The sequence below is a fragment of the Halomonas ventosae genome, from assembly GCF_004361885.1.
In the GTDB taxonomy this organism is placed as follows: Bacteria; Pseudomonadota; Gammaproteobacteria; order Pseudomonadales; family Halomonadaceae; genus Halomonas; species Halomonas ventosae_C.
The window spans coordinates 16844-39785 of record NZ_SNWH01000011.1; the positions used below are offsets into that span (position 1 = coordinate 16844).

Here is a 22942-nt window from a genome sequence, read left to right on the forward strand (position 1 = left end):
AAAAAGGTAACGCATCGCCCTCTGGTGATCAGGAGGATGGTGAGCCGTATCTGGCGCTGGCAGGTGGAGATTGGTTAGCGGGTCTTGATGTTACCGCGAAGAATGTAAGGTGTGGATTGAAGAGGACAGGCCCTTTACAAAGGCTTCGCCAGAGACCATGGCGAAGGTTTCATGCGCCTTGATATGGGTCTGAAAGTAGTCGTGGTCCCCATAGTCCTTCCAGGAGACCTTATCCAGACCACTTGCATGCCGCTTTAGCCAGCGTTTTATGCGTTTTTCCAACCCCATACGGGCCCTGAGATCATGCATGGTATCCAGAGCCATCGCCTTTTCTTTTTGTGATTCTCTGTCCAGCACTTCGCTATAAAAGCTCCATGGGCCCAGGCAGGACGTCGCTATTGACAGCGGCCATACGCCAGCAGCGGCATGCGCTGGTCCGCGCGGAAAGCCACGTATGCCACGCAGATGATTGGCATAGAGCAGTACTTGTTTGGGATAGTGGGCGGCTTGTTGGAGTGCAGATGCGATGGCTCTGGCTGCCGCGATATGGTCTTGGTGGGGATCTATCTCAGGGTGGGTGACGACGACTGTGGCGGGTTTCAGGTATAACAGGAGCTCGACCAGGTCCTGTAGCAAGAGTTCGCCGCGATTCTCCAGGGCGGCATCGGAGCTTAACCGGTGCATATTCCAGGTTCGGAATTCTCTTGGGGTGAGAGCAAAGTCCCCACGTGAGGGGATATGGGTGTCGGGTTCTTGCAGCAGTTCTGACAAAGTATCGTTGAAATAGCCCAGCATGATCAGCCGTTCGGCGGGCACGTTCGCCAGCAAGGGAGTGGTTACGCTGTTCCAGGCCCGAATTCGTCCCTTGCGGAAGCTGGCGCTTCGGATATCGTCGTCCAAGCCGGGCAGATACTGGTGATCCAGTCGCTTCTGTCGCTCACCGGCGGTCAGGGTAATAATCCAGACATTGTCATAATGGCGGCGATAGAACCCATAGGCAGCGAGCTCTGCATCATCGGGGTGAGGAGCAATGAGCATGATCGGCCTTTTATCCAGTGCCGGCTGGCGAAAGCCCAGCAACCTGACATGCGGGGCCAATCGGCAATGCCTAGTGGTAACGAATATCGCCTCACTTCCCGAGATACCCGTCAGGTTCAATAGGCGTTTTCCCGATTGGCGGGGCTCCAGATACTGGGTAAACAGCTCCCTTCCACCCTGCCGAGTGGTCACAGCCGGAATGCTCCAGCGGCCTGTCGCTCGGTAGTCCACTTCGAGTAGCCAACTGTAGGTGGCCATCGAGGTGGAGGGGCTATTGTCCTCGTTGATGCAAAGACGGCCATCGGCCCCGAGATGGATCGGCAGTTCCAAATCCGGTTGCAGGGGAAGATGATGGTCGTGTCGCGAAATGTTCATCATCTGCTTTGGGACGAGGGGATCAGGTCGATGAAGGCCTTGACGATGTGCGGCGTCGAGAAGCGTTCTGCCCATTCTGGACGCACCGTCACAGGAGTGTCGACGGCTTCGCAGAGCTTGGCGGCCAGGCTATCAACATCCGGGGTGGCGAGCAGGCGACGTTGTTCGTCCACCAGAACCTCCTGGATGCCCCCCGGAGCAACAGTGGCCACGCACTGAGTGCCCAGAGCCAGTGCCTCGATCAAGACCAAGCCTAGACCTTCGAAGCGAGAACTCAGTACGAAAGCCTCGGCATCGGCCATCCAAGGGTATGGGTTCTCCAACTCACCGAGGAAGTGTACGGTATTGTCGATTCCAAGTTGATCGGTGAGAGTTTGCAGAGCTCGCCGTTGAGAACCGTCGCCGATGATTACTAGGGGCAGTGATAGGCCCCATTGCCGCGCCTTTGCATAAGCGTGGAGCAAAAGTGTTTGGTTCTTGACAGGTACCAGCCGGCCGACATGTACGATGTAGGGCCCTTGAATCTCGGGCCTGCGTGGTTGCATTGCCAGCTGCTTGAGACGCTGGAGGGGTATTGCGTTATGGATGACACGGCTATCGTCAACGTGGGCACCATTCTTTTGCAGGTAGCCGTGTAGTTCCACCTGGACACCGTGGGAGACACAGAGGACTTTGTGCCGCTGGTAGAGGCATCGAGTGAGCCAACTGGCCAGTCGGCCGTGGAATCGTCCGGTTACCGCCTCGGCTATGCGCCAAGCACGTGGGTCGCGAAACTTCCATAGCAGCTCAAAGGCTCCCTGGCCACGGATCAGGATAAGGTCAAAATGGCCGTATTGAGCTTCGGACTCGGTCACGAATGCCTCAAATGCCTGACTGCAGCGAAGGCCTTGCCAGACAAAGCCAGAGCCTGGCAGCAAAGGTTTCAGTATCAGGCGACTGAGAACATGCCAGCTCATTCCGATAACGCTCCGCCGTTGCTGCTTCTCGAGGTCACGGCAATGGACAGTGACGTCAGGGTCAGGCAGTCGCTCTGGCTGGCCCTTGAGCACCAGCACGTGAACCTCGTGCCCTTCAGCGGCCATGGCGTTGGCGAGGGTCAGTGTGCTCTGCTCTATTCCACCAGTGCCGAGACGCCGCAGGGTGATGAGTATGCGTTGTGTGTGCTGGGTAGTGGTAGGCAACGTGAATCCAACCGAGTGCAGAGCATAGCCTTGCAAAATGTATCATGGATCGCGACTGGTGTCGGTTTTCCCCACTACATAGGCGCGTTTGCCCGCTTTCTGGCCAGTCGCCATAATGGGCGGCCGCGAAGCCAGAGGCCTGCGCATGCCAACCTTCAAGAACATCGGTCTGATCGGTCGCCTGGGCAGCGCCAAGGTGGTCGATACCCTCAAGCGTCTGATCCGCTTCCTCGACGCCGGTGGCTACCATGCCATCATCGAGGACAGGACCGCCACGGTACTGCTCGACCATGGCCATCCCGAGGCCAGTCGACGCCTGCTCGGCGAGCTCTGCGACCTGGTGATCGTGGTCGGTGGCGATGGCAGCCTGCTCGGCGCCGCCCGTACCCTCTGCCACACCGGCACCCTGGTGTTGGGCGTCAATCGCGGGCGGCTGGGCTTTCTCACCGATATCTCGCCCGACGAGATCGAGGCGCGCGTGGGTGAGGTGCTCGAGGGACGCTATGAGCTAGAGGAGCGCTTCCTGCTGGATGCCGAGCTCTACCGGGGCGATGTCCAGGTCGGCAATGGCGATGCCCTCAACGAGGTCGTGCTGCATCCCGGCAAGGCGGTGCGCATGATCGAATTCGAGTTGTTCATCGACGACCAGTTCGTCTACAGCCAGCGCAGCGACGGCCTGATCATCGCCACGCCCACCGGCTCCACGGCCTATGCACTCTCCGGTGGCGGGCCGATCATGCATCCCAAGCTCGAGGTGATCACCCTGGTACCGATGTTCCCGCATACCCTATCGAGCCGACCCATTGCCATCGATGCCGCCAGCAAGATCCGCATCCATATCGGCGAAACCAACCAGACCTATCCGCATATCAGCTGCGATGGCCAGACCCGTGCGGTGGCCAAGCCCGATGACGTGCTGGTGATCCGTCGCAAGCCTCGCCGAGTGCAACTGGTGCATCCGCTGGGCCACAACTTCTACGAGGTTCTGCGCAGCAAGCTGGGCTGGAGCAATCGGCTGGGAGACTGATGAAGGAGAGCGAGGTGCGCATGCAAGGTAGCCTCGAAGGCTACGACCTGATCGGCGACGTCCACGGTTGCGGTGCCACACTGGGTTCACTGCTCGAGCGTCTCGGCTACCATCAGCGTGGCGGCGTCTATCGTCATCCCCGACGCAAGGTGATCTTCCTCGGCGACCTGATCGATCGGGGGCCGCGTATCCGCCTGGCGGTCAGCATCGCCCGGCGCATGGTGGAGGCGGGTGAGGCCCTCATCGTGATGGGCAACCACGAGGCCAATGCCCTGGCCTACTGCCATCGCGCTCCCGGCCAGCCGGGGCGCGAGTGGCTGCGTGAGCACACCCCGCGCCACAACCGCATCATCAAGGAGACCCTGGAACAGTACCGCGACCATCCCCAGGAGTGGGAGGAGGCGCTTGCCTGGTTTCTGGAGATCCCGCTGTGCCTGGAGCTCGATGGCCTGCGAGTGGTGCATGCCTGCTGGGACCCGCCGCTGGTGGACGCGCTGCGCCGGGAGTATCCCGACGCGCGCATCGATGCGGACTTCCTGGCCGCGTCGGTGGTGCCGGGGAGCCAGGCGTCGCGTATCCTCGACCGACTGACCCGCGGCATTCATCTGCCGCTGCCGGAGGGCGTGGTGATCCAGTCGGGCGACGGCTTCACTCGGCGCAGCTTCCGGGCTCACTTCTGGGCTCGGGAGCCACAGACCTGGGGCGATGTCATCTTCCAGCCGGACAACCTGCCGGGCGACCTGGAAGCCCACGAGCTAACCGCAGAGCAGCGCTCCCGGCTGTGCTACTACGGACCCGAGCAGCCGCCGCTGTTCATCGGCCACTATTGGTGCGAGGGCATCCCGGCCCTGCCCACCAGCAACATCGCGTGTCTGGATTACAGTGCGGTCAAGTTCGGCCGCCTGGTGGCCTACCGCTGGAGCGGCGAACAGCGGCTGGATGCCGATCACTTCGTGTGGGAGCGGGTGCCGCGTGAGGAACAGGCTCGGCCTCGGCCCTGGGAGATCGATTTTGATTGACACAATTTGTTACGAAAAAACCGCGTGCCATGAGTGAACTCATGCCCCTCTACGCCATCAGAGTAAGTGTTCCCTTGAATGATCCCTTGCTCTTGTCCGGCGGCCCCCTCCGCCGGACTTTTTCTTTGCGTGGCCTGCGCGCACCGTCATGCCGGGCTCGTCACTTGCTGGAGAGGCCATGTACCGGGTGATCCTGCTGCCCCACGATATCGACACCCGTGAGCTGCGGCGTGCCCTCTGGGCCCATCGCATCGGACACCGGATCACCGAAGAGAGCGAGGGGCAGGTGTTGTGGCTGGTCGATCCCGAGCAGCACGAGGCGATGCTCAGGCTGCTCGAGCGCTGGCGCCAGGATGAGCCGCTGATGCTCGAGCGAGGAGCGGCAGCGAGGCCTCCAACCGGCGAGTGGCTCGGCCCTTTTCGCCAGGTGCCGGTGACCTCGCTGGCGCTGGGTCTGTGCCTGTTGGTCTTTGCTGTCATGGGCGTGCTGGGTGATCGCGTGATCGCGGCGCTGACTATCGTGCCGTTGGTCGTGGTCAATGGCGGCCTGGCCTTCGGCAACCTCGGCGATGCGCTCGCCTCGGGCCAGGTATGGCGGCTGCTGTCTCCGGCTTTCCTGCACTTCGGCTGGATGCACCTGATCTTCAACATGCTGTGGCTCTGGTACTTCGGCCGCCAGGTGGAGGCGCTGCAGGGCAGCGCCCGGATGCTGGCGCTGCTGCTGGTCGCCGGCATCGGCGCCAACCTGGCTCAATACGCCACCGGCAGCGTGCTGTTCGGCGGCATGTCCGGCGTCGACTTCGCGCTGCTGGCCTATGTCTGGCTGATGTCACGCCGCGCGCCGCGTAGCGGGTTCTTCGTGCCCCAGATGCTGGTGGTCTTCATGCTCGGCTGGCTGGTCTTCGCGATGACCGACATGGCCGCCCTGGTGGGATTTGGCAACGTGGCCAACGAGGCGCACCTGGGCGGGCTGGTCGTGGGGCTGGTGCTGGGCTGGTATGATGCCGGGCGTGCCCGCCGTCAAACCTGAGAGACCCTTCATGAGCGAGATGTCCTTCGATCGCATGATCCAGCAGATGACTCCCTCCATCTACGAGAGCCTCAAGCGCGCCGTGTCACTGCGCAAGTGGCCGGATGGCCGGATGCTGACGGCCGAGCAAACCGAGCTGTGCCTCGAGGCGGTGATGCGCTACGAGGTGGAGAACCAGGTGCCCGAGGCGCAGCGGGTCGGCTACCTGCAGCGACGCACCTGTGGCAGCGCCAACGACGTGCCTCCTGAACGGGCCGGCCTGGCCCGGGATGCCAGCCGTGACTGAGTCGATCGAGGCTGCCACGGCGCTGCAGGTCTGCCTGAGCAAAATGGCCATCGCCCCGGGCTCGCCGGCCCGTTACCTGTTGCGGGCCGGCGAGGCCCGGCTCGACCTCAACGCCTGTCTCGGCAAGCCCTTGCGCCTGGCGTGGACCGGCGCCATCACCTGCACCCACTGCGGGCGGGCCACCCGCAAGAGCTTCGCCCAGGGCCACTGCTACCCGTGCTTCAAGCGGCTCGCCCAATGCGATACCTGCATCATGAAGCCGGAGCTCTGCCACTTCTTCGAAGGCACCTGCCGCGAGCCCGAGTGGGCCGAGCGCCACTGCTTCCAGCCCCACGTGGTCTACCTGGCCAATACCTCGGGTCTCAAGGTGGGGATCACTCGCGCAAGTCAGATGCCGACCCGCTGGCTCGACCAGGGGGCGCTGCAGGCCCTGCCGATCCTCGAGGTGGGCACCCGCCAGCAGTCGGGCTTCGTCGAGGTGCTGTTCAAGGAGCAGGTCTCGGATCGCACCAACTGGCGTGCCATGCTCAAGGGACGCACCGAGCGGCTTGACCTGGTGGCCGAGCGGGACCGCCTGCTGGCGCGGCTGGAGGCTGGCCTGGCCAACCTGCGCGAGCGTTTTGGCGCAGATGCCATCCGCCTGCTCGATGAGGCGCCGCTGAGCTTCGACTATCCGGTGCTGGCGTTTCCCACCAAGGTGGTCTCCCACAATCTCGACAAGCATCCCGTGGTGGCCGGCACCCTGCTGGGCATCAAGGGCCAGTACCTGATCCTCGATAGTGGCGTGATCAACCTGCGCAAGTTTACCGGGTACGAGGTCAAGGTCGCCGCTTGATTCCTGAGCTATCCTGCGAGCAGCGCAAGTGCCCCACCGCCGGAGGAGAACCGATGAGCGAGTCGATGTGCGCCATGCGCCTGCACGCCCCGGGCAGGCCACTCGAGCTAGAGCAAGTCCCGCGCCCCGCGCCCGGTCCCGGTGAGGTCGAGGTGCGCGTGCTGGCCTGCGGGGTCTGCCGCACCGATCTTCACGTGCTCGATGGCGAGCTCAGCGAGCCCCGCCTGCCGCTGATCCCCGGCCACGAGATCGTCGGCGAGGTGTCGGCGCTGGGTGAGGGCGTTTCCGACCTGGCGACAGGGCAGCGGGTCGGCGTGCCCTGGCTGGGCTGGACCTGCGGCGAGTGCGAGCCCTGTCGGGCCGGCCGCGAGAACCTCTGCGAGCGGGCCGAGTTCACCGGCTACACCCGCGACGGTGGCTACGCGGAGTACTGCGTGGCCGACGCCCGCTACTGCTTTCCCCTGCCGGCGGAGGATGCCCAGGCTGCTGCCCCTTTGCTGTGCGCCGGCCTGATCGGTTATCGCACCTGGCGGCTGGCCGGCGGCGAGACGAGCCGGCGGCTCGGCCTCTACGGCTTCGGTGCCGCGGCGCATATCCTGGCTCAGCTGGCCGTTGCCCGTGGGCAGGAAATTTATGCCTTCACCCGCCCCGGTGATACTCAGGCGCAGGACTTCGCCCGTCGCCTGGGTGCCGTCTGGGCCGGCGGCAGCGACCAGGCCCCGCCCGAGCCGCTGGACGCCGCGCTGCTCTTCGCTCCGGTGGGCGCGCTTATTCCCGCGGCGCTCTCCCACGTGCGCCCCGGCGGCGCGGTGGTCTCCGGGGGCATCCACATGTCTGATATTCCCTCCTTTCCCTACCGCCTGCTCTGGGAGGAGCGCTCGGTGAAATCGGTCGCCAACCTCACCCGTCGTGATGGCGAGGAGTTCCTGGCGCTCGCCCCCAAGGTGCCGATTCGCACCGAGACCCACGCCTATCCGCTGGAAGAGGCCAATCAAGCGCTCGAGGCGCTGCGAGAGGGGCGATTCTCTGGCGCGGCAGTGTTGATCCCCTGAGCTTCAAGGATCAGTCGAAGAGATCCCCCTGGGTATGCGGCGGCCGGAAGGCCGAGGTGTCCAATGCCTGGTTTGCCTTGGCCGCCGGGTCATTGAGGCCAAGACGACGACAGGCCTTATGGAAGCGCTGCTCCAGAAGCTTCGCAAACACTCCCTCGCCACGCATGCGCTTGCCGAAACGCGGGTCGTAGTCCGCGCCGCCGCGGCACTGGCGGACGAGGCTCATTACCTTGCCAGCGCGCTCAGGGTAGTGGGTGGCCAGCCACGCCTCGAACAGCGGGGCGACCTCCCGGGGCAGGCGCAGCAGCATCCAGCCGGCGGTAGTGGCGCCGGCTTCGCTGGCGGCCTCGAGCAGACGTTCGAGCTCATGGTCGGTGAGCCCGGGGATCACCGGTGACACTAAAACGCCCACCGGGATACCGGCCTCGCTCAGGCGGCGGATCACCCGCCGCCTAGCCGATGGGGAGGCGGCCCGCGGCTCCAGGGTGCGCTTCAGCTCGCCATCCAGGCTGGTGAGGCTGACCATCACCCGCACCAGGCGCTGTTTGGCCAGGTCCTGCAGCAGGTCGATGTCGCGCAGGATCAGCTCTCCCTTGGTTACCAAGGTCAGCGGATGGCGGCACTCCAGCAGCAGCGCCAGGATGGCGCGGGTCGTGGCGTAGCGGGCTTCCAGCGGCTGGTAGGCATCGGTGTTGCCGGCGAGGTTGATGGGGTGACACGGGTAGCCGGGCTTGCATAATTCTTCGCGCAGGCGCTCCACCAACCCGGTTCGGGCGATCAGCTTCGTCTCGAAGTCGAGCCCCGGGGAGAGATCCCAGTAGGCGTGACTTGGCCGGGCGAAGCAGTAAATGCAGCCATGCTCACAGCCGCGATAGGGATTGATCGAGCGGTCGAAGGGCAGGTCGGGGGAGCTGTTCCAGGCAAGCGCGCTGCGGGTGTGTTCCTCGTATACCTCGGTGGCCAGGCTCGTCGGCGCCTCCTCCTGCCACCAGCCGTCGGCGTCCGGCTCGCTGATGGTTGGAGCGAAACGGTTGTGGGGATCGAAGGTGGCGCCACGGCCCTTGCGCGCCACACCATCGCGGTTCGGTTGATGGATCATCGGGGACACCATTATGCTGTATAAAAGATCAGTATAGAGGCGCGGCGATGCTCTGTCAGCGCATCGGCAAATCAACTGCGTCAGGTCCATCAGGCGCTGGGTGTGCGTTGACGCTTCATCGGGGGATTGCTAGCTTACCCGCACTCTCAGGTGCTGGTGGATGCGTCCGCCAGTGAAACGGGAAGTCGGTGATGGGATTCCGACGCTGCCCCCGCAACGGTGATCGAGTAAAGAACGGCCATCATGCCACTGTGCTGCGGCACGGGAAGGCGGTCGTTCGGGGACTTGGGCCTGACTGTTGCCCATTACCCACTCGTCAGCCCGGAGACCGGCCCGAGAGTTCATGCCGAGTGGCGGTGGGCAACCTCGAGGCAGGGCCGGTAGCGCGTTTCCGTTCGTTCTTCTCCCTCGACCCCTTGCCGCCTCGGCGCTCAATACGCCATCACGCCGTGCGGGTGAGCACGGTGAGCAAGGGACACACGATGAACACCCTACATCACGCCGCCGGGGGCCTGGCCGCCCTTGGCGTCATCGCGTTGCCGCTGGTGGTCCACGCCCAGTCGAACCTCGCCGACCCAACGCCCCCCAGCGTGGAGCTCAATCCGATGGTGGTGACCGCGGCCCTGGTACCCCGTACCGCTGACCAGAGCCTCGCCTCCGTCACCGTGATCGACGAGGCCACCCTGCAGCGTCAGAACCCGGCTAGCCTGACGGATGTGCTGCGTGGCCAGCCCGGGGTGGATGTCACCACCCAGGGCAGCTTCGGCAAGCAGAGCAGCGTTTTCATCCGCGGAACCGGCAGCAATGCCAATGTGCTGCTGATCGACGGCATCCGGCTGCGCTCGGCGACCACCGGGGCGGCGTCCTGGGAGTTCCTGGATCCGCGCCTGTTCGAGCGTGTCGAGATCGTGCGCGGACCGCGGGGTAGCCTCTACGGCGCCGATGCGGTGGGCGGCGTGATCCAGCTGTTCACCCCCAAGGGAGGCGATGGCGAGCCCACGCTGCGCTTTTCGGTGGGTGGTGGCTCCTTTGAGACCCAGCGCTACAGCGCCAGTCTCTCCGGCGCCGAGGGTGGCACCCGCTACCATGTCGCCGCCAGCCGCTTCGATACCCAAGGCGCGCCAGTGCGCCGCGGCGGCGACGACAAGGGATATGACAACACCAGTGGTTTGCTGCGTGTCTCCCACACCTATGACAGTGGGGCCGAGCTTGGGGTGTTGGCGCTGCGATCGCGGGGGAGCACGGAGTTCGATGCCTCTGGACCCGCAGAGGATGACTTCGTGCAGCAGGTAGCAGGGGTCTACGCGGAACTGCCGATCACCGCCCTCTGGAACAGCCGGCTCACCCTCAGCGAGGCGCGTGATGAGCGCGATACGCTCGCACCAACCTACCGTTCTCTCTTCGAGACCCGGACCCGTACTGTGCAGTGGAAGAACACCCTGGCATTCGGCCTGCATGAATTGATACTGGGCGCCGAGTATCGCAAGGACGATCTCGGTGACAGCCAGACGTCCAGACTCGCCTTCGACGAGGAGAGTCGCGACAATCGGGCGGTATTCGCCCAGGGCTTGCTGGATTTTCAGCCGTTGACCACTCAGCTCAGCCTGCGCCACGATCACAACCAGGCATTCGGCGACGAGCTGACCGGCAGCCTGGCCTTGGGTTATGAACTGGATGCTCACCACATCGCCCGGGCAAGCTATGGCACGGCCTTTCGCGCGCCGACCTTCAACGAGCTCTATTTCCCCTTTGCCGGTTCGAGCAATCCCGACCTGGATGCCGAAACGTCCGAGTCTATCGAAGTGGGGATCCGCGGCCAGCATGACGCCTGGTTCTGGGATCTCGCCGCTTACCAGACCCAGGTGGATGAGCTGATCGCCCTGGACGCTGACTTCCGACCGGTCAACGTCAACAAGGCCCGCATCCGTGGTGCCGAGCTGTCGATTGGCGCCGATGTCGCTGATTGGACGCTGGGAGCCGCCCTCACCTACAGCGACCCCGAGGATCGCGACACCGGCCACCAGCTGGCACGCCGCGCTACCCATAGCCTGCGGTTGGATATCGATCGTGAGCTGGGCAACGGGTCAGCGGGTGCGTCCTGGATCGCTCAGAGCCATCGCTACAACGATGCCGCCAATCAGCAGCGACTGCCGGGCTATGGGATCGTCAACCTGCGGGCCGGATGGCAGCTTGCGCCGCAGTGGTCGCTGCGGGCCACCCTGGAGAACGTGATGGACAAGCAGTATGTCACGGCACAGGGAACCGACTTCGATACCGCCACCTTCGAGAGCATGCCCTTCGACTACATCAATGCCGGCCGCACAGCCTTGGTCAGCATCCGCTTTGGCCAGTAGGGTCTGGCCAGTGTCCCGCCGTCTGTTCGCCTGGCCTGGGCTCTGGTTCGCGCTGCTGTGCGGCCTGGCCGGGCAGGCGTCTGCCGACGAGGTGTGCGCCCGGGATGACACCGACCGGCAGGTGTGCCTGGCGGCGCCGGCGGAACGGATCGTCGCGCTCTCGCCCGGCGCCACCGAACTGCTCTTCGCCGCCGGTGCGGGGCAGCGGCTGGTGGCGGTGGTGGACCACAGCGACTATCCGCCCGCGGCCAATGAGCTGCCTTCGGTGGGCAGTCACGATCGTCTCGACCTGGAGCGGCTGGTGGCCCTGCAGCCGGACCTGGTGATCGGCTGGGTCACTGGCAACCCGGCCGAGCAGGTGGAGCGTCTGGAACGGTTGGGGGTGGCGGTGTTTCGCATTGAACCACGCACATTCGAGGGCATCGCCACGGCCCTCGAGCGGCTGGCGCAGCTGGCCGGTAGCGAGGCGCAGGGGCGTCTGGCCGCCGAGCGCTTTCGTCGCGGGCTCGCTGAGCTGGCGGCGCGCCATGCCGAGGCGTCCCCGGTGCCGGTGTTCTACCAGGTCTGGGACGCGCCGCTGATGACCGTCAACGACGAGCACCTGATCGGCAAGGCGATCCGGCTCTGCGGCGGCGTGAATGTCTTCGGCGGTCTCGCGCGGCTGGTGCCACGCATCGATGAGGAGGCCCTGCTGGCAGCCGATCCCGAGGTGATCCTCGCTGGCGGGCGGGGCGAGGAAAACCATCGCTGGCTGGAGGCATGGCAACGCTTCCCCGAGCTGACCGCGGTGGCCCGCGACAACCTCTTCCTCGTGCCCCCGTCGCTGCTCCAGCGCCCCACGCCGCGCCTGCTGGAGGGGACCGAAGCGCTGTGCAAGAGACTCGACCAGGCCCGAGCGCGACGCCCGGAGAGAGGTAAGTGAGCGCTTACTCTCGCGCGATCGGCGGGCTCGCGGCGCTGGCTCTGCTCGCCCTGATGCTGGCTGTTTGCCTGGGCAGCGTGAACCTCACTCCGGGCCAGATACTCGCTGCGCTGGCAGGCGAGGGCGATGCCCTGTCACGCACCCTGATCCTCGAGCTGCGCCTGCCGCGCGCCCTGGCCGCCTTCGCCACCGGCGGCCTGCTGGCGGTGGCCGGCGCCCTGATGCAGGTGCTGCTGAGAAACCCCCTGGCCGATCCCTATGTGCTGGGGCTTTCCGGCGGCGCGGCGGTGGGCGCCCTGCTGGCGATGCTGGCGGGGCTGGGCAGTGTCGTGGTTTCGGGGTCGGCCTTTGCCGGCGCCCTGACGGCGATCCTGCTGGTATTCGGCCTGGCCCATGGCACCGGCAGCTGGACTTCTTCGCGGCTGCTGCTCACCGGGGTGGTCGTCGCCTCAGGCTGGGGCGCGCTGATCACCCTGATCCTGTCGCTCAGCCCGACGCGGCAGCTGCCGGGCATGCTCTACTGGCTGATGGGCGACCTGGCTCATGCACGCCGCCCCAGCGCCGCGCTCGGCCTGCTGGCCGTGGTCTGCCTGCTGGTGGTGCCCCTGGGGCGCAGCCTCAATGTGCTGGCTAGGGGCGGGCTGCAGGCCGCGGCGCTGGGGGTGGCGGTCCGCCGTCTGGAGTGGCTAGTCTATCTGCTAGCGAGCCTGGTCACCGCCGTGGCTGTGACCACGGCGGGCAGCATCGGCTTCGTGGGACTGGTGGTGCCGCACCTGCTGCGCCTGGCACTGGGCAACGACCAGCGGCTGATCCTGCCCGCCTGCGCCCTGGCCGGCGGCACCCTGCTGGTGCTCGCTGATAGCCTGGCGAGGACGGTCATCGCTCCCGAGCAGTTGCCGGTGGGGGTGATCACCGCCTTGCTCGGCGTGCCGACCTTTCTCTACCTGCTGCACAGGAGTCGCTGATGGGATGCCTGGAGACCCGTGGGCTGGTCATCGACGTGCCGGGCCGCCAGGGCGGGCCCCCGCTGGACCTCACCGTGCGGCCAGGCCAGGTGTGGGGCGTGCTGGGACCCAACGGCGCGGGCAAGACCACCCTGCTGCATACCCTGGCCGCTCTGCGGCCGCCGCGCGCCGGCCGGGTAGAGGTAGACGGTGTGCCGGTGACACGCCTGCGCCGCCGCCGGCTGGCCCAGTGCCTGGGGTTGGTCTTCCAGGAGCATCACGACGGCTTTCCCGCCACGCTGGAGGAGGTTGCCCTGATCGGCCGCCACCCCTGGCTTTCGCCGTGGCAGCTGGAAAGTGCCGAGGATCTGGCGCTGGCCCGGCGTGCCCTGGCGCGGCTTGACCTCGCCGCACTCAGCGCTCGTCAGGTGTCCACGCTTTCCGGTGGCGAACGCCAGCGTCTGGCAATCGCCACCCTGTTGGCCCAGGATCCGGGTATCTGGCTCGCCGACGAGCCTACCAATCATCTCGACCTGCACCATCAGGTGGTGGTGATGCGGCTACTGGCCGAGCAGGCGGCCTGTGGCCGCGCCGTGATGCTGTGCCTGCATGATCTGAATCTGGCCGCGCGCTGGTGCGATCACCTGCTGTTGCTGTATCCGCACGGCGAGGCCTGCTGGGGGCCGGTGGAGCGCATGATGGCGCCGGCGGCCCTCGAGCGTCTCTATGGCCAGCGCCTGGCCAGTGCCGAGGTGGAGGGCTCGAGGGTGTTCGTCGCTGTGCCCTGAAGCCTGGACGCCGGGCCAGTTCAGGTAGGCAGGTGGCCGAGGAAGCACGCCGGATCATCGCTGATCACCGCCGCGACGCCCCATTGCCAGCACGGGGCGAAGGCGGCGGGATCGTTGGCTGTGTAGCAGAGCAGCCGATAGCCAGCCTCGGTGACCTCCCGGGCCCGCGGTGCCTTCAGTCGCTTCCAGTCGGCATGCACGCTGTAGGCCTTCAGCGCCGCGCACTGGTGTCGCCAGTCGCGGGAGACGCCCTCGAAGAGCACGCCCAGCGCCAGCGTTTCGGGCCCGGCCAGGGCGCGCGCCCGGGCCAGGGCGGTATCGTTGAAGGAGGAGACTAGCCGGCACGCCGGCGGCAGTGCCTCCATCACCGCGGGCAGGGCGGTTTCCACCAGGGCCCGGGGATCGCGGCCACGATTCACCTTGAGCTCCAGGTTCACCCCCATCTCCAGCTCGTCGATCAGGGCCAGCATCTCCCCGAGGGTGGCCATGCGTTCGCCCAGGAAGGTGTCGCCGAACCAGCTGCCAACGTCGAGCCGGCGGGCCGCGGCCAGGTTCAGGTCGGCCAGGCGTCCGCGGCCATCGGAGCAGCGCCGGACGTTGGCGTCGTGCCAGATCACCGGTGTCCCGTCGCCGAGCAACTGCACGTCCAGCTCCACCCAGCTGACGCCCGCGGCGTGAGCGGCGCGCACCGCGGAGAGGGTGTTCTCCGGGGCATGGGCGGAGAGGCCGCGATGGGCGATCAGGGGGGGCAAGGGGATATCGGGATAGGGCATGGACACGTCCTGGTCAGCAATGGGTCGTTGATGGGCGGCGAGGAAGTGGCCTTATAGCGTATCGCCATCCGCCAAGGCCTGGATATGCTAGGCTGCGCGATTTCGTCCCTGATAAAGGTGTCGTACGCAAGGAGCCTTGAGATGAGAGTCGTGCATATCAACAATCCCCAGCAGCGCGAGGCCTGCCTCGCTCGCCTGTGTGCCGAGGCCTATGGCCAGGAGGCGGGGCTCAGGCCGCTGGCGATCTTTGCCGGCACCCTGGGCGTGCTGGTCAAGCAGGAGGCGGCCAGGGTGCTGGCGCTGGTGGATGATCGCTCGCGCCCCATGGCGCTGGCCCTGCTGGTACTCGATGAGCTCGGCAGCAGCATGACCGTGATGCTGCTGGCCGACCTAGACCAGCCGCCGCACCAGGAGATGGTGACACGGCCGGCCGAGCGCCTGATCGCCGAGCTGGCGCTCAAGGCGCCATTGCGCATCGATGCCGTGGACGCCGAGCAGCAGGCCCGTTTTCGCGAGGCAGGCATCACACGCTGGCTGACGGGCAAGGCCGGGGGGCGCATCGGCCTGGGTCCCAAGCATCCGGCGACGTCCCTCGAGGACCTGCCCCGGGCGCTGAGCTTCGACGAGACCGCGGTGATCCAGTCGTTCAAGCGCGACCGCGAGCTGTTCGATGACTACAAGGCGCGCTTCATCCGCGGCCTGGAGTCCTTCCCCGCTACCCTCAGATAGCCCAGCTCGGAGAGCGGCATGACTTGACCACGGCAAGCTACGGCGCTTGACTGGTGGGCCCATCCCGCAGGCAGCACAAGGAAAACACCCTCATGGCCAAGCGCATCCAGTTCGCCCGCACCGGCGGCCCCGAGGTCCTCGAACTCGTCGATGTCCCGCCAGCCGAGCCGTCGCCCGGCGAGGTCCGCGTCAGGAACCAGGCCGTCGGTCTCAACTTCATCGACATCTACTTTCGCACCGGCCTTTATCCGGCGCCCTCGCTGCCCTCGGGGCTCGGCACCGAGGGTGCCGGCGTGGTCGAGGCGGTGGGCGAGGGCGTTACCCACCTTACGGCGGGTGACCGGGTCGCCTATGCCCAGGGCCCGCTGGGCGCCTATGCCGAGCAGCACGTGCTGCCGGCGGAGAAGGTGGTGGTGCTGCCTGCCGGTATCGACGTCGAGACCGCCGCGGCCAGCATGCTCAAGGGCCTCACCGTGCAGTACCTGATGCGCCAGACCCACCGCCTCGAGGCCGGCGAGACCATCCTCTGGCATGCCGCCGCCGGTGGCGTAGGCTCCATCGCCTGCCAGTGGGCAAAGGCGCTGGGCGTGAAGCTGATCGGCACCGTCAGCTCCCCGGAGAAGGCGGCGCTGGCCGAGAAGAACGGCGCCTGGGCGATCATCGACTACACCCAGGAGGATGTGGTCGAGCGGGTGCGCGAGTTGACGGGCGGTGCCATGTGCGACGTGGTCTACGACTCGGTGGGCAAGGATACCTGGGAGACCTCGCTGGACTGCCTGAAGCCGCGTGCGCTGATGGTCAGCTTCGGCAATGCCTCCGGCGCCGTGGAGGGGGTCAACATCGGCATCCTCAACCAGAAGGGGTCGCTGTTCCTCACCCGCCCGAGCATCAACGGGTACGCCGACACCCGTGAGCGGCTGGAGTGGATGGCCGGCGAGCTCTTCGAGATGCTGCAGAGCGGCAAGGTGACGGTGGACATTGCCCAGCGTTATCCGCTGGCGGAGGCCGGCAAGGCCCAGCAGGCCCTACAGGGACGCCAGACCACCGGCTCCACCATCCTGCTGCCGTAACCTTTCCGGGTCTCAGGCGGGGATCACAGCGCTCGTGGAGCTCGCCGATCAGCTGTTCGCGCCACTTGAGCTCGGCCACGCCGACGTCGCCCGGCAGGTTTGCCGCCGCGCTCAGCCGTCTTTCGGCCAGCGGCAATATTTCCTTCCTTAAACATGCCAAGATGATTCGCATCATCCCCGTGTGAGGTCAGCATGAGCCACGTCTTCCATCGTCATCTGCATCAACACTACCCGACCGCCGTGAGCGGCGAGGGCCCTTATCTTATCGATGCCGAGGGGCGCCGCTACCTGGATGCCTGCGGTGGCGCGGCGGTGTCCTGCCTGGGCCACAGCGATGCCGGGGTGATCGAGGCGGTACGGGAGCAGGTCGGGCGGCTCGCCTACGCACACACCTCCTTCTTCACCAACGAGCCGATGGAGTCCCTGGCGGACTTCCTGGTCGCGCGGGCGCCGGAAGGGCTGTCGTCGGTCTACTTCGTCTCGGGCGGGTCCGAGGCGGTGGAGGCAGCGCTCAAGCTGGCGCGCCAGTACTTCATCGAGCGGGACGAGCCCCAGCGCCAGTACCTGATCGCGCGGCGCCAGAGCTACCACGGCAACACCCTGGGGGCCCTCGCCACCGGCGGCAACGCCTGGCGGCGGCAGCAGTTCGAGCCGTTGCTGGTGCAGGTGAGCCACGTCAGTCCCTGCTACGCCTATCGCGACCAGGCGCCCGGCGAGACTCCGGAAGCCTACGGCGAGCGTCTGGCCGAGGAACTCGAGGCCGAGATCCAGCGCCTGGGGCCGCAGAGCGTGATGGCCTTCGTCGCCGAGCCGGTGGTGGGGGCAACCCTGGGGGCGGTTCCCTCGGTGCCGGGCTACTTCAGGCGGGTGCGCGAGATCTGCGATCGCCACGGCATCCTGCTGATCCTCGACGAGGTGATGTGCGGCATGGGTCGGACCGGCAGCCTGTTTGCCGCCGAACAGGAGGGCGTGGCCCCGGACCTGGCGACCATCGCCAAGGGCCTGGGCGCCGGTTACCAGCCGATCGGGGCGACCCTGGTCAGCGAGCCCATTCGCCGGGCCATCGCCGAGGGCTCGGGGTTCTTCCAGCATGGCCACACCTACATCGGTCACGCCACCGCCTGTGCCGCCGCCCTGGCGGTGCAGCGGGCCATCGAGGAGCGCGACCTGCTGTCATGCGTCGCGAGCCTGGGCGAGGGCCTCCAGCAGCGCCTGGAGGCGCGTTTCGGCGAGCACCCCTATGTCGGCGACATCCGCGGGCGCGGGCTCTTTCGGGGGCTCGAGCTGGTGGCTGACCGCGGCGACAAGACGCCATTCGATCCGTCGCGCAAGCTGCATGCGGCAGTCAAGCGCACGGCCATGGACAAGGGGCTGATGTGCTATCCGATGGGCGGCACGCTTGACGGGCGGCGAGGCGACCATATCCTGCTCGCTCCGCCCTTCATCCTCGAGGAATCCCATCTGGACGAGATTGTCGATAAGCTCGACGCGACCCTGAACACAGTCTTCCACCACGCCTGACGGAGCTCAGTTCGATGCCGATCGATTCCCGACTCTCCCCACTGGACGAGGCCACCATGGCACCCGATCAGCGCCGCGTGCTGGACGCTATCCTGAGTGGCCCCCGCGGCAATCTGGATGGCCCTTTCCTCGCCTGGATCCATAGCCCGAAACTGGCCGATCACGCCCAGCGACTCGGCGCCTTCTGCCGATACGGCACCCGGCTCGAGACGCGGTTGACGGAGTTGGCGATCCTGTTCACCGCCGCCTGGTGGCAGTCCCAGGCCGAATGGCAGATCCATGCCCCCATCGCCCGTGAGTCGGGGGTCAGCGAGGCGCTGATCGAGGCCCTTCAAACGGGTCGAGAACCGGCCTTCGAGCGCGATGACGAGGCGCTGGTCTATCGTCTGGGCAAGACGCTCTACACCACGCGTCGCGTCGATGACGCACTCTACGCCGAAGCGGTGGCGGCCTTTGGCGAGGCGGCGCTGGTCGAGCTGGTGGGGATCTTCGGCTACTACGCCCTGGTGGCCATGACCCTTAATGTCTTCGAGGTGCGTCGCGACACCGCCCCCCTGCCGTTCGCCGAGCCGTGACTTTTGCGGGCGGGTTTGATGTGTCTCAGGCGGCGTCATGGCGCGCTACCTGGTGCTTGCCGGTGGCGAATGCGTCGTAGGCGAAGTCGTCCACGCTGAGCAGCTCGAGCACCTCGGCCTCGCGCTCGCGCATGAAGCTGGCGTCCTCCTCGGAGATCAGTCCCTTCTCCAACGCGGCCTCCACCTTCTGCTCGGGGTGCAGGGCGTGTGCCGGCAGCTCGCCCTTGGCATGGGCCTTCTGGACCTGGCGGTAGAGTTTTTCGGCGCGCTCCTGGCTGGCCAGCAGGGCGTTGTAACGGGCCAGCGGGTTGTCGCGGCTGCCGTCGTTCTCCTGCCAGGTGACATCCAGCAGGTAGTGGCGCAGCGCCGTGTCGCGGGAGACGGCTTGGGCAATCTCGCGGGTCAGGTCATCCTGGGGGCGCTTCCAGCGGCGTCCGAGCGGCATCACGATGAGGCGCAGCAGCCGGCCCAGGGCACGGCTCGGCAGATTGTCGAACAGCTCGTCCAGGGCCTGTTCGGCGCGCCCCAGCAGGAAACGGCAGCCATAGTGCAGCAGGGCGGCCTCGCCCTCGACCTTGTCGCCCTCGTGCCACTGCTTGAGCGTCATCGAGGCAAGATAGAGGTTGGAGAGCACGTCGCCCAGGCGCGCCGAGAGCATCTCCCGCTGCTTGAGGGTCGAGCCGAGGCTCGCCATGGCGGCATCGGCGCACAGCCCGAAGCCGGCGGAGAGGCGGGCGACATCCCGGGCATAGGGCGCGGCGACCTCGTCGAAGGGCACGCCTGGCCGGCCGAGTCCCAGGCCCTGGGTGAGAGCACGGGCGGCGTTGCCGAAGATCAGCCCGGCATGGCCGAAGAAGGCGCGGTCGAAGGCTGGCAGGTTGTCGGCCTCCTTGGCGGCCAGCTCCTCGAGCACGTAGGGGTGGCAGCGGATCGCTCCCTGGCCGAAGATCATCAGGTTGCGGGTCATGATGTTGGCGCCTTCCACGGTGATGGCCACCGGGTTGGCACTGTAGCCTATTCCTAAGTAGTTGCGCGGCCCCAGGGTCACCGCCTTGCCGCCGTGGATGTCCATGGCGTCGCCGAGGATCTGGCGCTGGAACTCGGTGAGCTGGCTCTTGAGGATCGCCGAGGGCACCGCCGGCTTCTCGCCGTGGTCGATGGTGTTGGCCGTCTGGTAGACCGCGGCCCGGGAGACGTAGGCCAGCGCCGCCATGCGCGCCAGGGGCTCCTGCACCCCCTCCATCTCGGCCACCGGCACGTTGAACTGGCGACGGATACGGGCGAAGCCGCCGCTCCAGCCCAGGGCGTAGCGGGCGGTCCCGGTGGCGCCGGAGGGCAGGGTGATGCAGCGGCCGATGGAGAGGCACTCCACCAGCATCCGCCAGCCCTGGCCGATCATCTCGGGCCCGCCGATGATGGTATCGAGCGGCACGAAGACGTCCTTGCCCTTGATGGGGCCGTTGAGGAAGGGGCTGCCGATGGGGTGGTGGCGGCGGCCGATCTCCATGCCCGCGGTGTCGCGCGGAATCAGCGCCAGGGTGATGCCGCGATCGCTCTCCTCGCCCAGCAGGTGGTCGGGGTCGAAGAGCCGGAAGGCCAGGCCCACCACGCTGGCGATGGGCGCCAGGGTGATCCAGCGCTTCTCGAAGTTCAGGCGCAGGCCCAGCACCTGCTCGCCGTCGACCTCCTGCCGGCAGACCACGCCGGTATCGGGGATGGCCGTGGCGTCACTGCCGGCACGGGGGCCGGTGAGGCCGAAGCAGGGGATCTCGCGTCCGTCGGCCAGCCTTGGCAGGTAGTGGTCCTTCTGTGCCTGGGTGCCGTACTTGAGCAGCAGCTCGCCCGGGCCCAGGGAGTTGGGTACGCCCACCGTGACCATCAGCATCTCGTTGATCGAGAGTTTCTGCAGGACCAGCGACTGGGCCTTGGCGGAGAAGCCAAGGCCGCCGTAGGCCTGGGGGATGATCATGCCGAAGAAGCCTTCGCGCTTGAGGTAATCCCACAGCGCCTCGGGCAGGTCGGCGAGCTCTTGGGCGATCTCCCAGTCGTTGCACATGCCGGCGGCCACGCTGCACTGGTGATCGAGGAAGGCTTGCTCCTGGGCCGTGAGCCCTTCGTCCCGGTAGGCGAGCAGTGCCTGCCAGTCGGGCTGACCGGTGAAGAGCTCGCCATCCCAGGCCACGCTGCCGGCTGCCAGCGCCACGCGTTCGGTCTCCGAGACGCGTGGCGCGACCTTCTTGAACAGGGTGAAGAGGCGCGGGGTAAGCCAGCGGACGCGCAGGGCGGGCAGGCCGGTCACGGCCACCAGCGCGGCCGCGAGCAACAGCACCACGCCCAGCAGCGAGGAGGCGAGGAGCAGGCTGGCCAGGCCGGTGACGGCGAGCAGGACCAGGGCGGGCAGGGCGCCCGCCTCGCGGCGCATTATCGCCAGCAGGCCGACCACGGCCACGATCAGCAGGATCAGGGTGAGCATGGAGTGACTCCGGTTATTGTGGAACGCAAGGATTCGAACAGACGTTTGAATTCTTGCAGATTAGCCCACTTCAGTGCAACCGGCTAGTGCCCACGCAAACGCCCCGCGCTGCAGGGCAGGGCGGGGCACATGGGTGTCGAGGCACTGGCGCGGTCAGTCGAGGCGGCGCCGGGGCTCGCCGCGGGCCGGGGCATCGCCCGCCACGTAGTAGGGGGCATCCGAGCGTGGCAGCGGTTCGCGGCCGCGGATACGCTCGGCGATCTTCTCGGCCAGCATGATGGTCGGCGCGTTGAGGTTGCCGGTAGGGATCACCGGAAACAGCGAGGAATCGACCACCCGCAACCCGTCAATGCCATGCACTCGGCCCTGGCCATCCACCACCGTATCGTTGCCCTCGCCCATGCGGCAGCTGCCGCAGGGGTGATAGGCGGTCTCGGCATGGGACTTGATGAAGGCATCCAACTCGGCATCGGACTGCGCGTCCGGCCCCGGCGAGATCTCTCGGCCGCGGTAGGGGTCGAAGGCGGGCTGGGCGATGATCTCGCGGGTTAGGCGGATGGCATCGCGGAACTCCTGCCAGTCCTTGGCGGTGGACATGTAGTTGAACAGGATGCTTGGCGCAGCCTGGGGGTCCCGGGAGGTCAGGCGGATGCGCCCGCGGCTCTCGGAGCGCATGGAACCCACATGGGCCTGGAAGCCGTGCGCCTGGACGGCACTCTTGCCGTTGTAGCTGATGGCGATGGGCAGAAAGTGGTACTGCAGGTTGGGCCACGCTTCCTGATCGCTGGAGCGGATGAAGCCTGCCGCTTCGAACTGGTTGCTGGCCCCAATTCCCTTGCCGAACAGCAGCCACTCGAGACCGATCTTCGGCTGATTCCACCACTTGAGTGCCGGGTAGAGCGAGATCGGCTGGGTACACTCGTACTGGATGTACATCTCCAGGTGGTCCTGGAGATGGGCGCCGACGTTGTCGTTGACCTGCACCGGCGCGATGCCGAACTCGTCGAGTACCGCCTTCGGCCCGATGCCGGAACGCTGCAGGATCTGCGGCGAGGCGATGGCCCCGGCGCACAGCAGCACCTCGCGGCGGGCGCGGGCCTGGCGTGGCTCGCCCTTGCCTTTGAGAAAGTAGCGCACACCCACGGCGCGCTTGTCCGCGAACTCGATGACATCGGTGAGGGCATGAGTCTCGATGGTTAGGTTTGCGCGCCCCTTTGCCTGGTCGAGGTAGCCACGCGCGGTGGAGGCGCGCCGGCCTCTGTGGGTAACGAAGCGGTCCATGGGGCCGAAGCCCTCCTGCTGGTAGCCGTTGACATCCTCGGTCTGCGGGTAGCCGGCCTGCGTGCCCGCTTCGATGAAGGTGCGGTAGAGGGGGTTGTTGTCGTCTTTCGGTGTGGTGACCTCGATTGGCCCGCTATCGCCATGGTAGAGGTTGCCGCCGATGTCGCGTCGCTCGGACTTCTTGAAGTAGGGTAGGCAGTCGGCGTAGGTCCAGTCCTCGAGCCCCGGCGCCTTGGCCCAGTGGTCGTAATCCAGAGCGTTGCCGCGGATGTAGCACATGCCGTTGATCAGCGAGGAACCGCCCAGGCCCTTGCCGCGACCGCACTCCATGCGCCGGTTGCCCATGTGGGGTTCCGGGTCGGTCTCGAAGGCCCAGTTGTAACGCTTGCCCTGCAGCGGGTAGGCCAGGGCCGCTGGCATCTGGGTGCGGAAATCGAGGCGGTAATCGGGGCCGCCGGCCTCGAGCAGCAGGACGCTGACGCCCTCGTCCTCGGTGAGGCGAGTGGCCAGGACGTTGCCGGCGGAGCCGGCGCCGATGATGACGTAGTCGTATTCGCGGATTTGGGACAT

Annotated in this window: 20 protein-coding genes and 1 riboswitch; of the genes, 14 read left to right on the forward strand and 6 right to left on the reverse strand. The window is 66.5% G+C overall.

Annotation, left to right across the window (positions count from 1 at the left end; translation table 11 throughout):
- Positions 1-90: 90 nt before the first annotated feature.
- Positions 91-1413, reverse strand: coding sequence for a PIG-L family deacetylase (locus DFO68_RS09625; protein WP_208107398.1), 1323 nt, complete (start codon positions 1411-1413; stop codon positions 91-93).
- A complete protein-coding gene (locus DFO68_RS09630; protein WP_243726475.1) occupies positions 1413-2594 on the reverse strand; it encodes a glycosyltransferase in 1182 nt (393 codons plus the stop codon). The genes DFO68_RS09625 and DFO68_RS09630 overlap by 1 nt, the downstream gene beginning before the upstream one ends.
- A 145-nt stretch (positions 2595-2739) precedes the next feature.
- Between DFO68_RS09630 and DFO68_RS09635 the strand changes: the two genes are divergently transcribed.
- The 6 genes from DFO68_RS09635 to DFO68_RS09660 all read left to right on the forward strand — a co-directional run bounded on the left by DFO68_RS09635 (position 2740) and on the right by DFO68_RS09660 (position 7843).
- On the forward strand, positions 2740-3621 hold the full coding sequence (locus DFO68_RS09635) for an NAD(+) kinase (RefSeq protein WP_133483454.1): 882 nt from the start codon (positions 2740-2742) through the stop codon (positions 3619-3621).
- Positions 3621-4640, forward strand: coding sequence for a metallophosphoesterase (locus tag DFO68_RS09640; protein ID WP_243726476.1), 1020 nt, complete (start codon positions 3621-3623; stop codon positions 4638-4640). The genes DFO68_RS09635 and DFO68_RS09640 overlap by 1 nt, the downstream gene beginning before the upstream one ends.
- 178 nt (positions 4641-4818) lie before the next feature.
- Positions 4819-5670 (forward strand): rhomboid family intramembrane serine protease, encoded by an 852-nt coding sequence (locus DFO68_RS09645; protein WP_133483455.1) that lies wholly within the window; start codon positions 4819-4821, stop codon positions 5668-5670.
- Positions 5671-5680: 10 nt separating this feature from the next.
- Positions 5681-5956 carry a YeaC family protein gene (locus DFO68_RS09650; protein WP_133483456.1) on the forward strand — a complete coding sequence of 92 codons (276 nt, stop codon included), beginning with the start codon at positions 5681-5683 and terminating at the stop codon, positions 5954-5956.
- The gene (locus DFO68_RS09655) at positions 5940-6791 is read left to right on the forward strand and encodes a DUF2797 domain-containing protein (protein WP_208107399.1); all 852 of its coding nucleotides are present in this window, start codon (positions 5940-5942) and stop codon (positions 6789-6791) included. The genes DFO68_RS09650 and DFO68_RS09655 overlap by 17 nt, the downstream gene beginning before the upstream one ends.
- A gap of 53 nt (positions 6792-6844) precedes the next feature.
- The gene (locus DFO68_RS09660; RefSeq protein WP_133483457.1) at positions 6845-7843 is read left to right on the forward strand and encodes a zinc-dependent alcohol dehydrogenase family protein; all 999 of its coding nucleotides are present in this window, start codon (positions 6845-6847) and stop codon (positions 7841-7843) included.
- Between the two features lie 10 nt (positions 7844-7853).
- Here DFO68_RS09660 and DFO68_RS09665 read toward each other — a convergent pair whose 3' ends face one another.
- Positions 7854-8942 carry a PA0069 family radical SAM protein gene (locus DFO68_RS09665; RefSeq protein ID WP_133483458.1) on the reverse strand — a complete coding sequence of 363 codons (1089 nt, stop codon included), beginning with the start codon at positions 8940-8942 and terminating at the stop codon, positions 7854-7856.
- A gap of 131 nt (positions 8943-9073) precedes the next feature.
- A riboswitch (cobalamin riboswitch) is annotated at positions 9074-9293 on the forward strand.
- A gap of 131 nt (positions 9294-9424) precedes the next feature.
- On the opposite strand from DFO68_RS09665, the gene DFO68_RS09670 reads away from it, so the two are divergent.
- From DFO68_RS09670 to DFO68_RS09685, 4 genes are read left to right on the forward strand one after another with little or no spacing between them, the layout of a single operon-like run.
- Entirely contained in the window at positions 9425-11296 is a 1872-nt protein-coding gene (locus DFO68_RS09670) for a TonB-dependent receptor domain-containing protein (protein ID WP_133483459.1), read from the forward strand.
- Between the two features lie 10 nt (positions 11297-11306).
- Entirely contained in the window at positions 11307-12218 is a 912-nt protein-coding gene (locus tag DFO68_RS09675; protein ID WP_373190776.1) for a cobalamin-binding protein, read from the forward strand.
- A complete protein-coding gene (locus DFO68_RS09680) occupies positions 12215-13183 on the forward strand; it encodes a FecCD family ABC transporter permease (protein ID WP_373190775.1) in 969 nt (322 codons plus the stop codon). The genes DFO68_RS09675 and DFO68_RS09680 overlap by 4 nt, the downstream gene beginning before the upstream one ends.
- Complete coding sequence (locus DFO68_RS09685) at positions 13183-13950, forward strand: ABC transporter ATP-binding protein (RefSeq protein WP_133483461.1); 768 nt, start codon at positions 13183-13185, stop codon at positions 13948-13950. The genes DFO68_RS09680 and DFO68_RS09685 overlap by 1 nt, the downstream gene beginning before the upstream one ends.
- 20 nt (positions 13951-13970) lie before the next feature.
- Here DFO68_RS09685 and DFO68_RS09690 read toward each other — a convergent pair whose 3' ends face one another.
- Positions 13971-14723: a glycerophosphodiester phosphodiesterase family protein gene (locus DFO68_RS09690; RefSeq protein ID WP_133483462.1), complete on the reverse strand. Its 753-nt coding sequence runs from the start codon at positions 14721-14723 to the stop codon at positions 13971-13973.
- A gap of 141 nt (positions 14724-14864) precedes the next feature.
- On the opposite strand from DFO68_RS09690, the gene DFO68_RS09695 reads away from it, so the two are divergent.
- The 4 genes from DFO68_RS09695 to DFO68_RS09710 all read left to right on the forward strand — a co-directional run bounded on the left by DFO68_RS09695 (position 14865) and on the right by DFO68_RS09710 (position 18618).
- Positions 14865-15452 (forward strand): hypothetical protein, encoded by a 588-nt coding sequence (locus DFO68_RS09695; RefSeq protein WP_133483463.1) that lies wholly within the window; start codon positions 14865-14867, stop codon positions 15450-15452.
- A 92-nt stretch (positions 15453-15544) separates the two neighbouring features.
- Positions 15545-16522, forward strand: coding sequence for a quinone oxidoreductase family protein (locus tag DFO68_RS09700; RefSeq protein ID WP_133483464.1), 978 nt, complete (start codon positions 15545-15547; stop codon positions 16520-16522).
- Between the two features lie 192 nt (positions 16523-16714).
- Entirely contained in the window at positions 16715-18043 is a 1329-nt protein-coding gene (locus DFO68_RS09705; RefSeq protein ID WP_133483465.1) for an aspartate aminotransferase family protein, read from the forward strand.
- A 14-nt stretch (positions 18044-18057) separates the two neighbouring features.
- Positions 18058-18618, forward strand: coding sequence for a carboxymuconolactone decarboxylase family protein (locus DFO68_RS09710; RefSeq protein ID WP_133483466.1), 561 nt, complete (start codon positions 18058-18060; stop codon positions 18616-18618).
- A gap of 25 nt (positions 18619-18643) precedes the next feature.
- Here DFO68_RS09710 and DFO68_RS09715 read toward each other — a convergent pair whose 3' ends face one another.
- Together DFO68_RS09715 and betA are read right to left on the reverse strand one after the other, a co-directional pair.
- Entirely contained in the window at positions 18644-21091 is a 2448-nt protein-coding gene (locus DFO68_RS09715) for an acyl-CoA dehydrogenase (protein WP_133483467.1), read from the reverse strand.
- A gap of 153 nt (positions 21092-21244) precedes the next feature.
- Complete coding sequence (gene betA, locus DFO68_RS09720) at positions 21245-22942, reverse strand: choline dehydrogenase (protein ID WP_133483468.1); 1698 nt, start codon at positions 22940-22942, stop codon at positions 21245-21247.

Excerpts from the sequence above, each read along its gene's own strand:
- DFO68_RS09655 (WP_208107399.1), top strand. The coding sequence starts at position 5,940 with ATGCCAGCCGTGACTGAGTCGATCGAGGCTGCCACGGCGCTGCAGGTC.
- DFO68_RS09695 (WP_133483463.1), top strand. The coding sequence starts at position 14,865 with ATGAGAGTCGTGCATATCAACAATCCCCAGCAGCGCGAGGCCTGCCTC.
- DFO68_RS09670 (WP_133483459.1), top strand. The coding sequence starts at position 9,425 with ATGAACACCCTACATCACGCCGCCGGGGGCCTGGCCGCCCTTGGCGTC.
- DFO68_RS09690 (WP_133483462.1), bottom strand. The coding sequence starts at position 14,723 with ATGCCCTATCCCGATATCCCCTTGCCCCCCCTGATCGCCCATCGCGGC.
- DFO68_RS09640 (WP_243726476.1), top strand. The coding sequence starts at position 3,621 with ATGAAGGAGAGCGAGGTGCGCATGCAAGGTAGCCTCGAAGGCTACGAC.
- DFO68_RS09715 (WP_133483467.1), bottom strand. The coding sequence starts at position 21,091 with ATGCTCACCCTGATCCTGCTGATCGTGGCCGTGGTCGGCCTGCTGGCG.
- betA (WP_133483468.1), bottom strand. The coding sequence starts at position 22,942 with ATGTCCCAAATCCGCGAATACGACTACGTCATCATCGGCGCCGGCTCC.
- DFO68_RS09635 (WP_133483454.1), top strand. The coding sequence starts at position 2,740 with ATGCCAACCTTCAAGAACATCGGTCTGATCGGTCGCCTGGGCAGCGCC.
- DFO68_RS09710 (WP_133483466.1), top strand. The coding sequence starts at position 18,058 with ATGCCGATCGATTCCCGACTCTCCCCACTGGACGAGGCCACCATGGCA.
- DFO68_RS09645 (WP_133483455.1), top strand. The coding sequence starts at position 4,819 with ATGTACCGGGTGATCCTGCTGCCCCACGATATCGACACCCGTGAGCTG.
- DFO68_RS09705 (WP_133483465.1), top strand. The coding sequence starts at position 16,715 with ATGAGCCACGTCTTCCATCGTCATCTGCATCAACACTACCCGACCGCC.
- DFO68_RS09650 (WP_133483456.1), top strand. The coding sequence starts at position 5,681 with ATGAGCGAGATGTCCTTCGATCGCATGATCCAGCAGATGACTCCCTCC.
- DFO68_RS09685 (WP_133483461.1), top strand. The coding sequence starts at position 13,183 with ATGGGATGCCTGGAGACCCGTGGGCTGGTCATCGACGTGCCGGGCCGC.
- DFO68_RS09625 (WP_208107398.1), bottom strand. The coding sequence starts at position 1,413 with ATGAACATTTCGCGACACGACCATCATCTTCCCCTGCAACCGGATTTG.
- DFO68_RS09700 (WP_133483464.1), top strand. The coding sequence starts at position 15,545 with ATGGCCAAGCGCATCCAGTTCGCCCGCACCGGCGGCCCCGAGGTCCTC.
- DFO68_RS09665 (WP_133483458.1), bottom strand. The coding sequence starts at position 8,942 with ATGATCCATCAACCGAACCGCGATGGTGTGGCGCGCAAGGGCCGTGGC.
- DFO68_RS09660 (WP_133483457.1), top strand. The coding sequence starts at position 6,845 with ATGAGCGAGTCGATGTGCGCCATGCGCCTGCACGCCCCGGGCAGGCCA.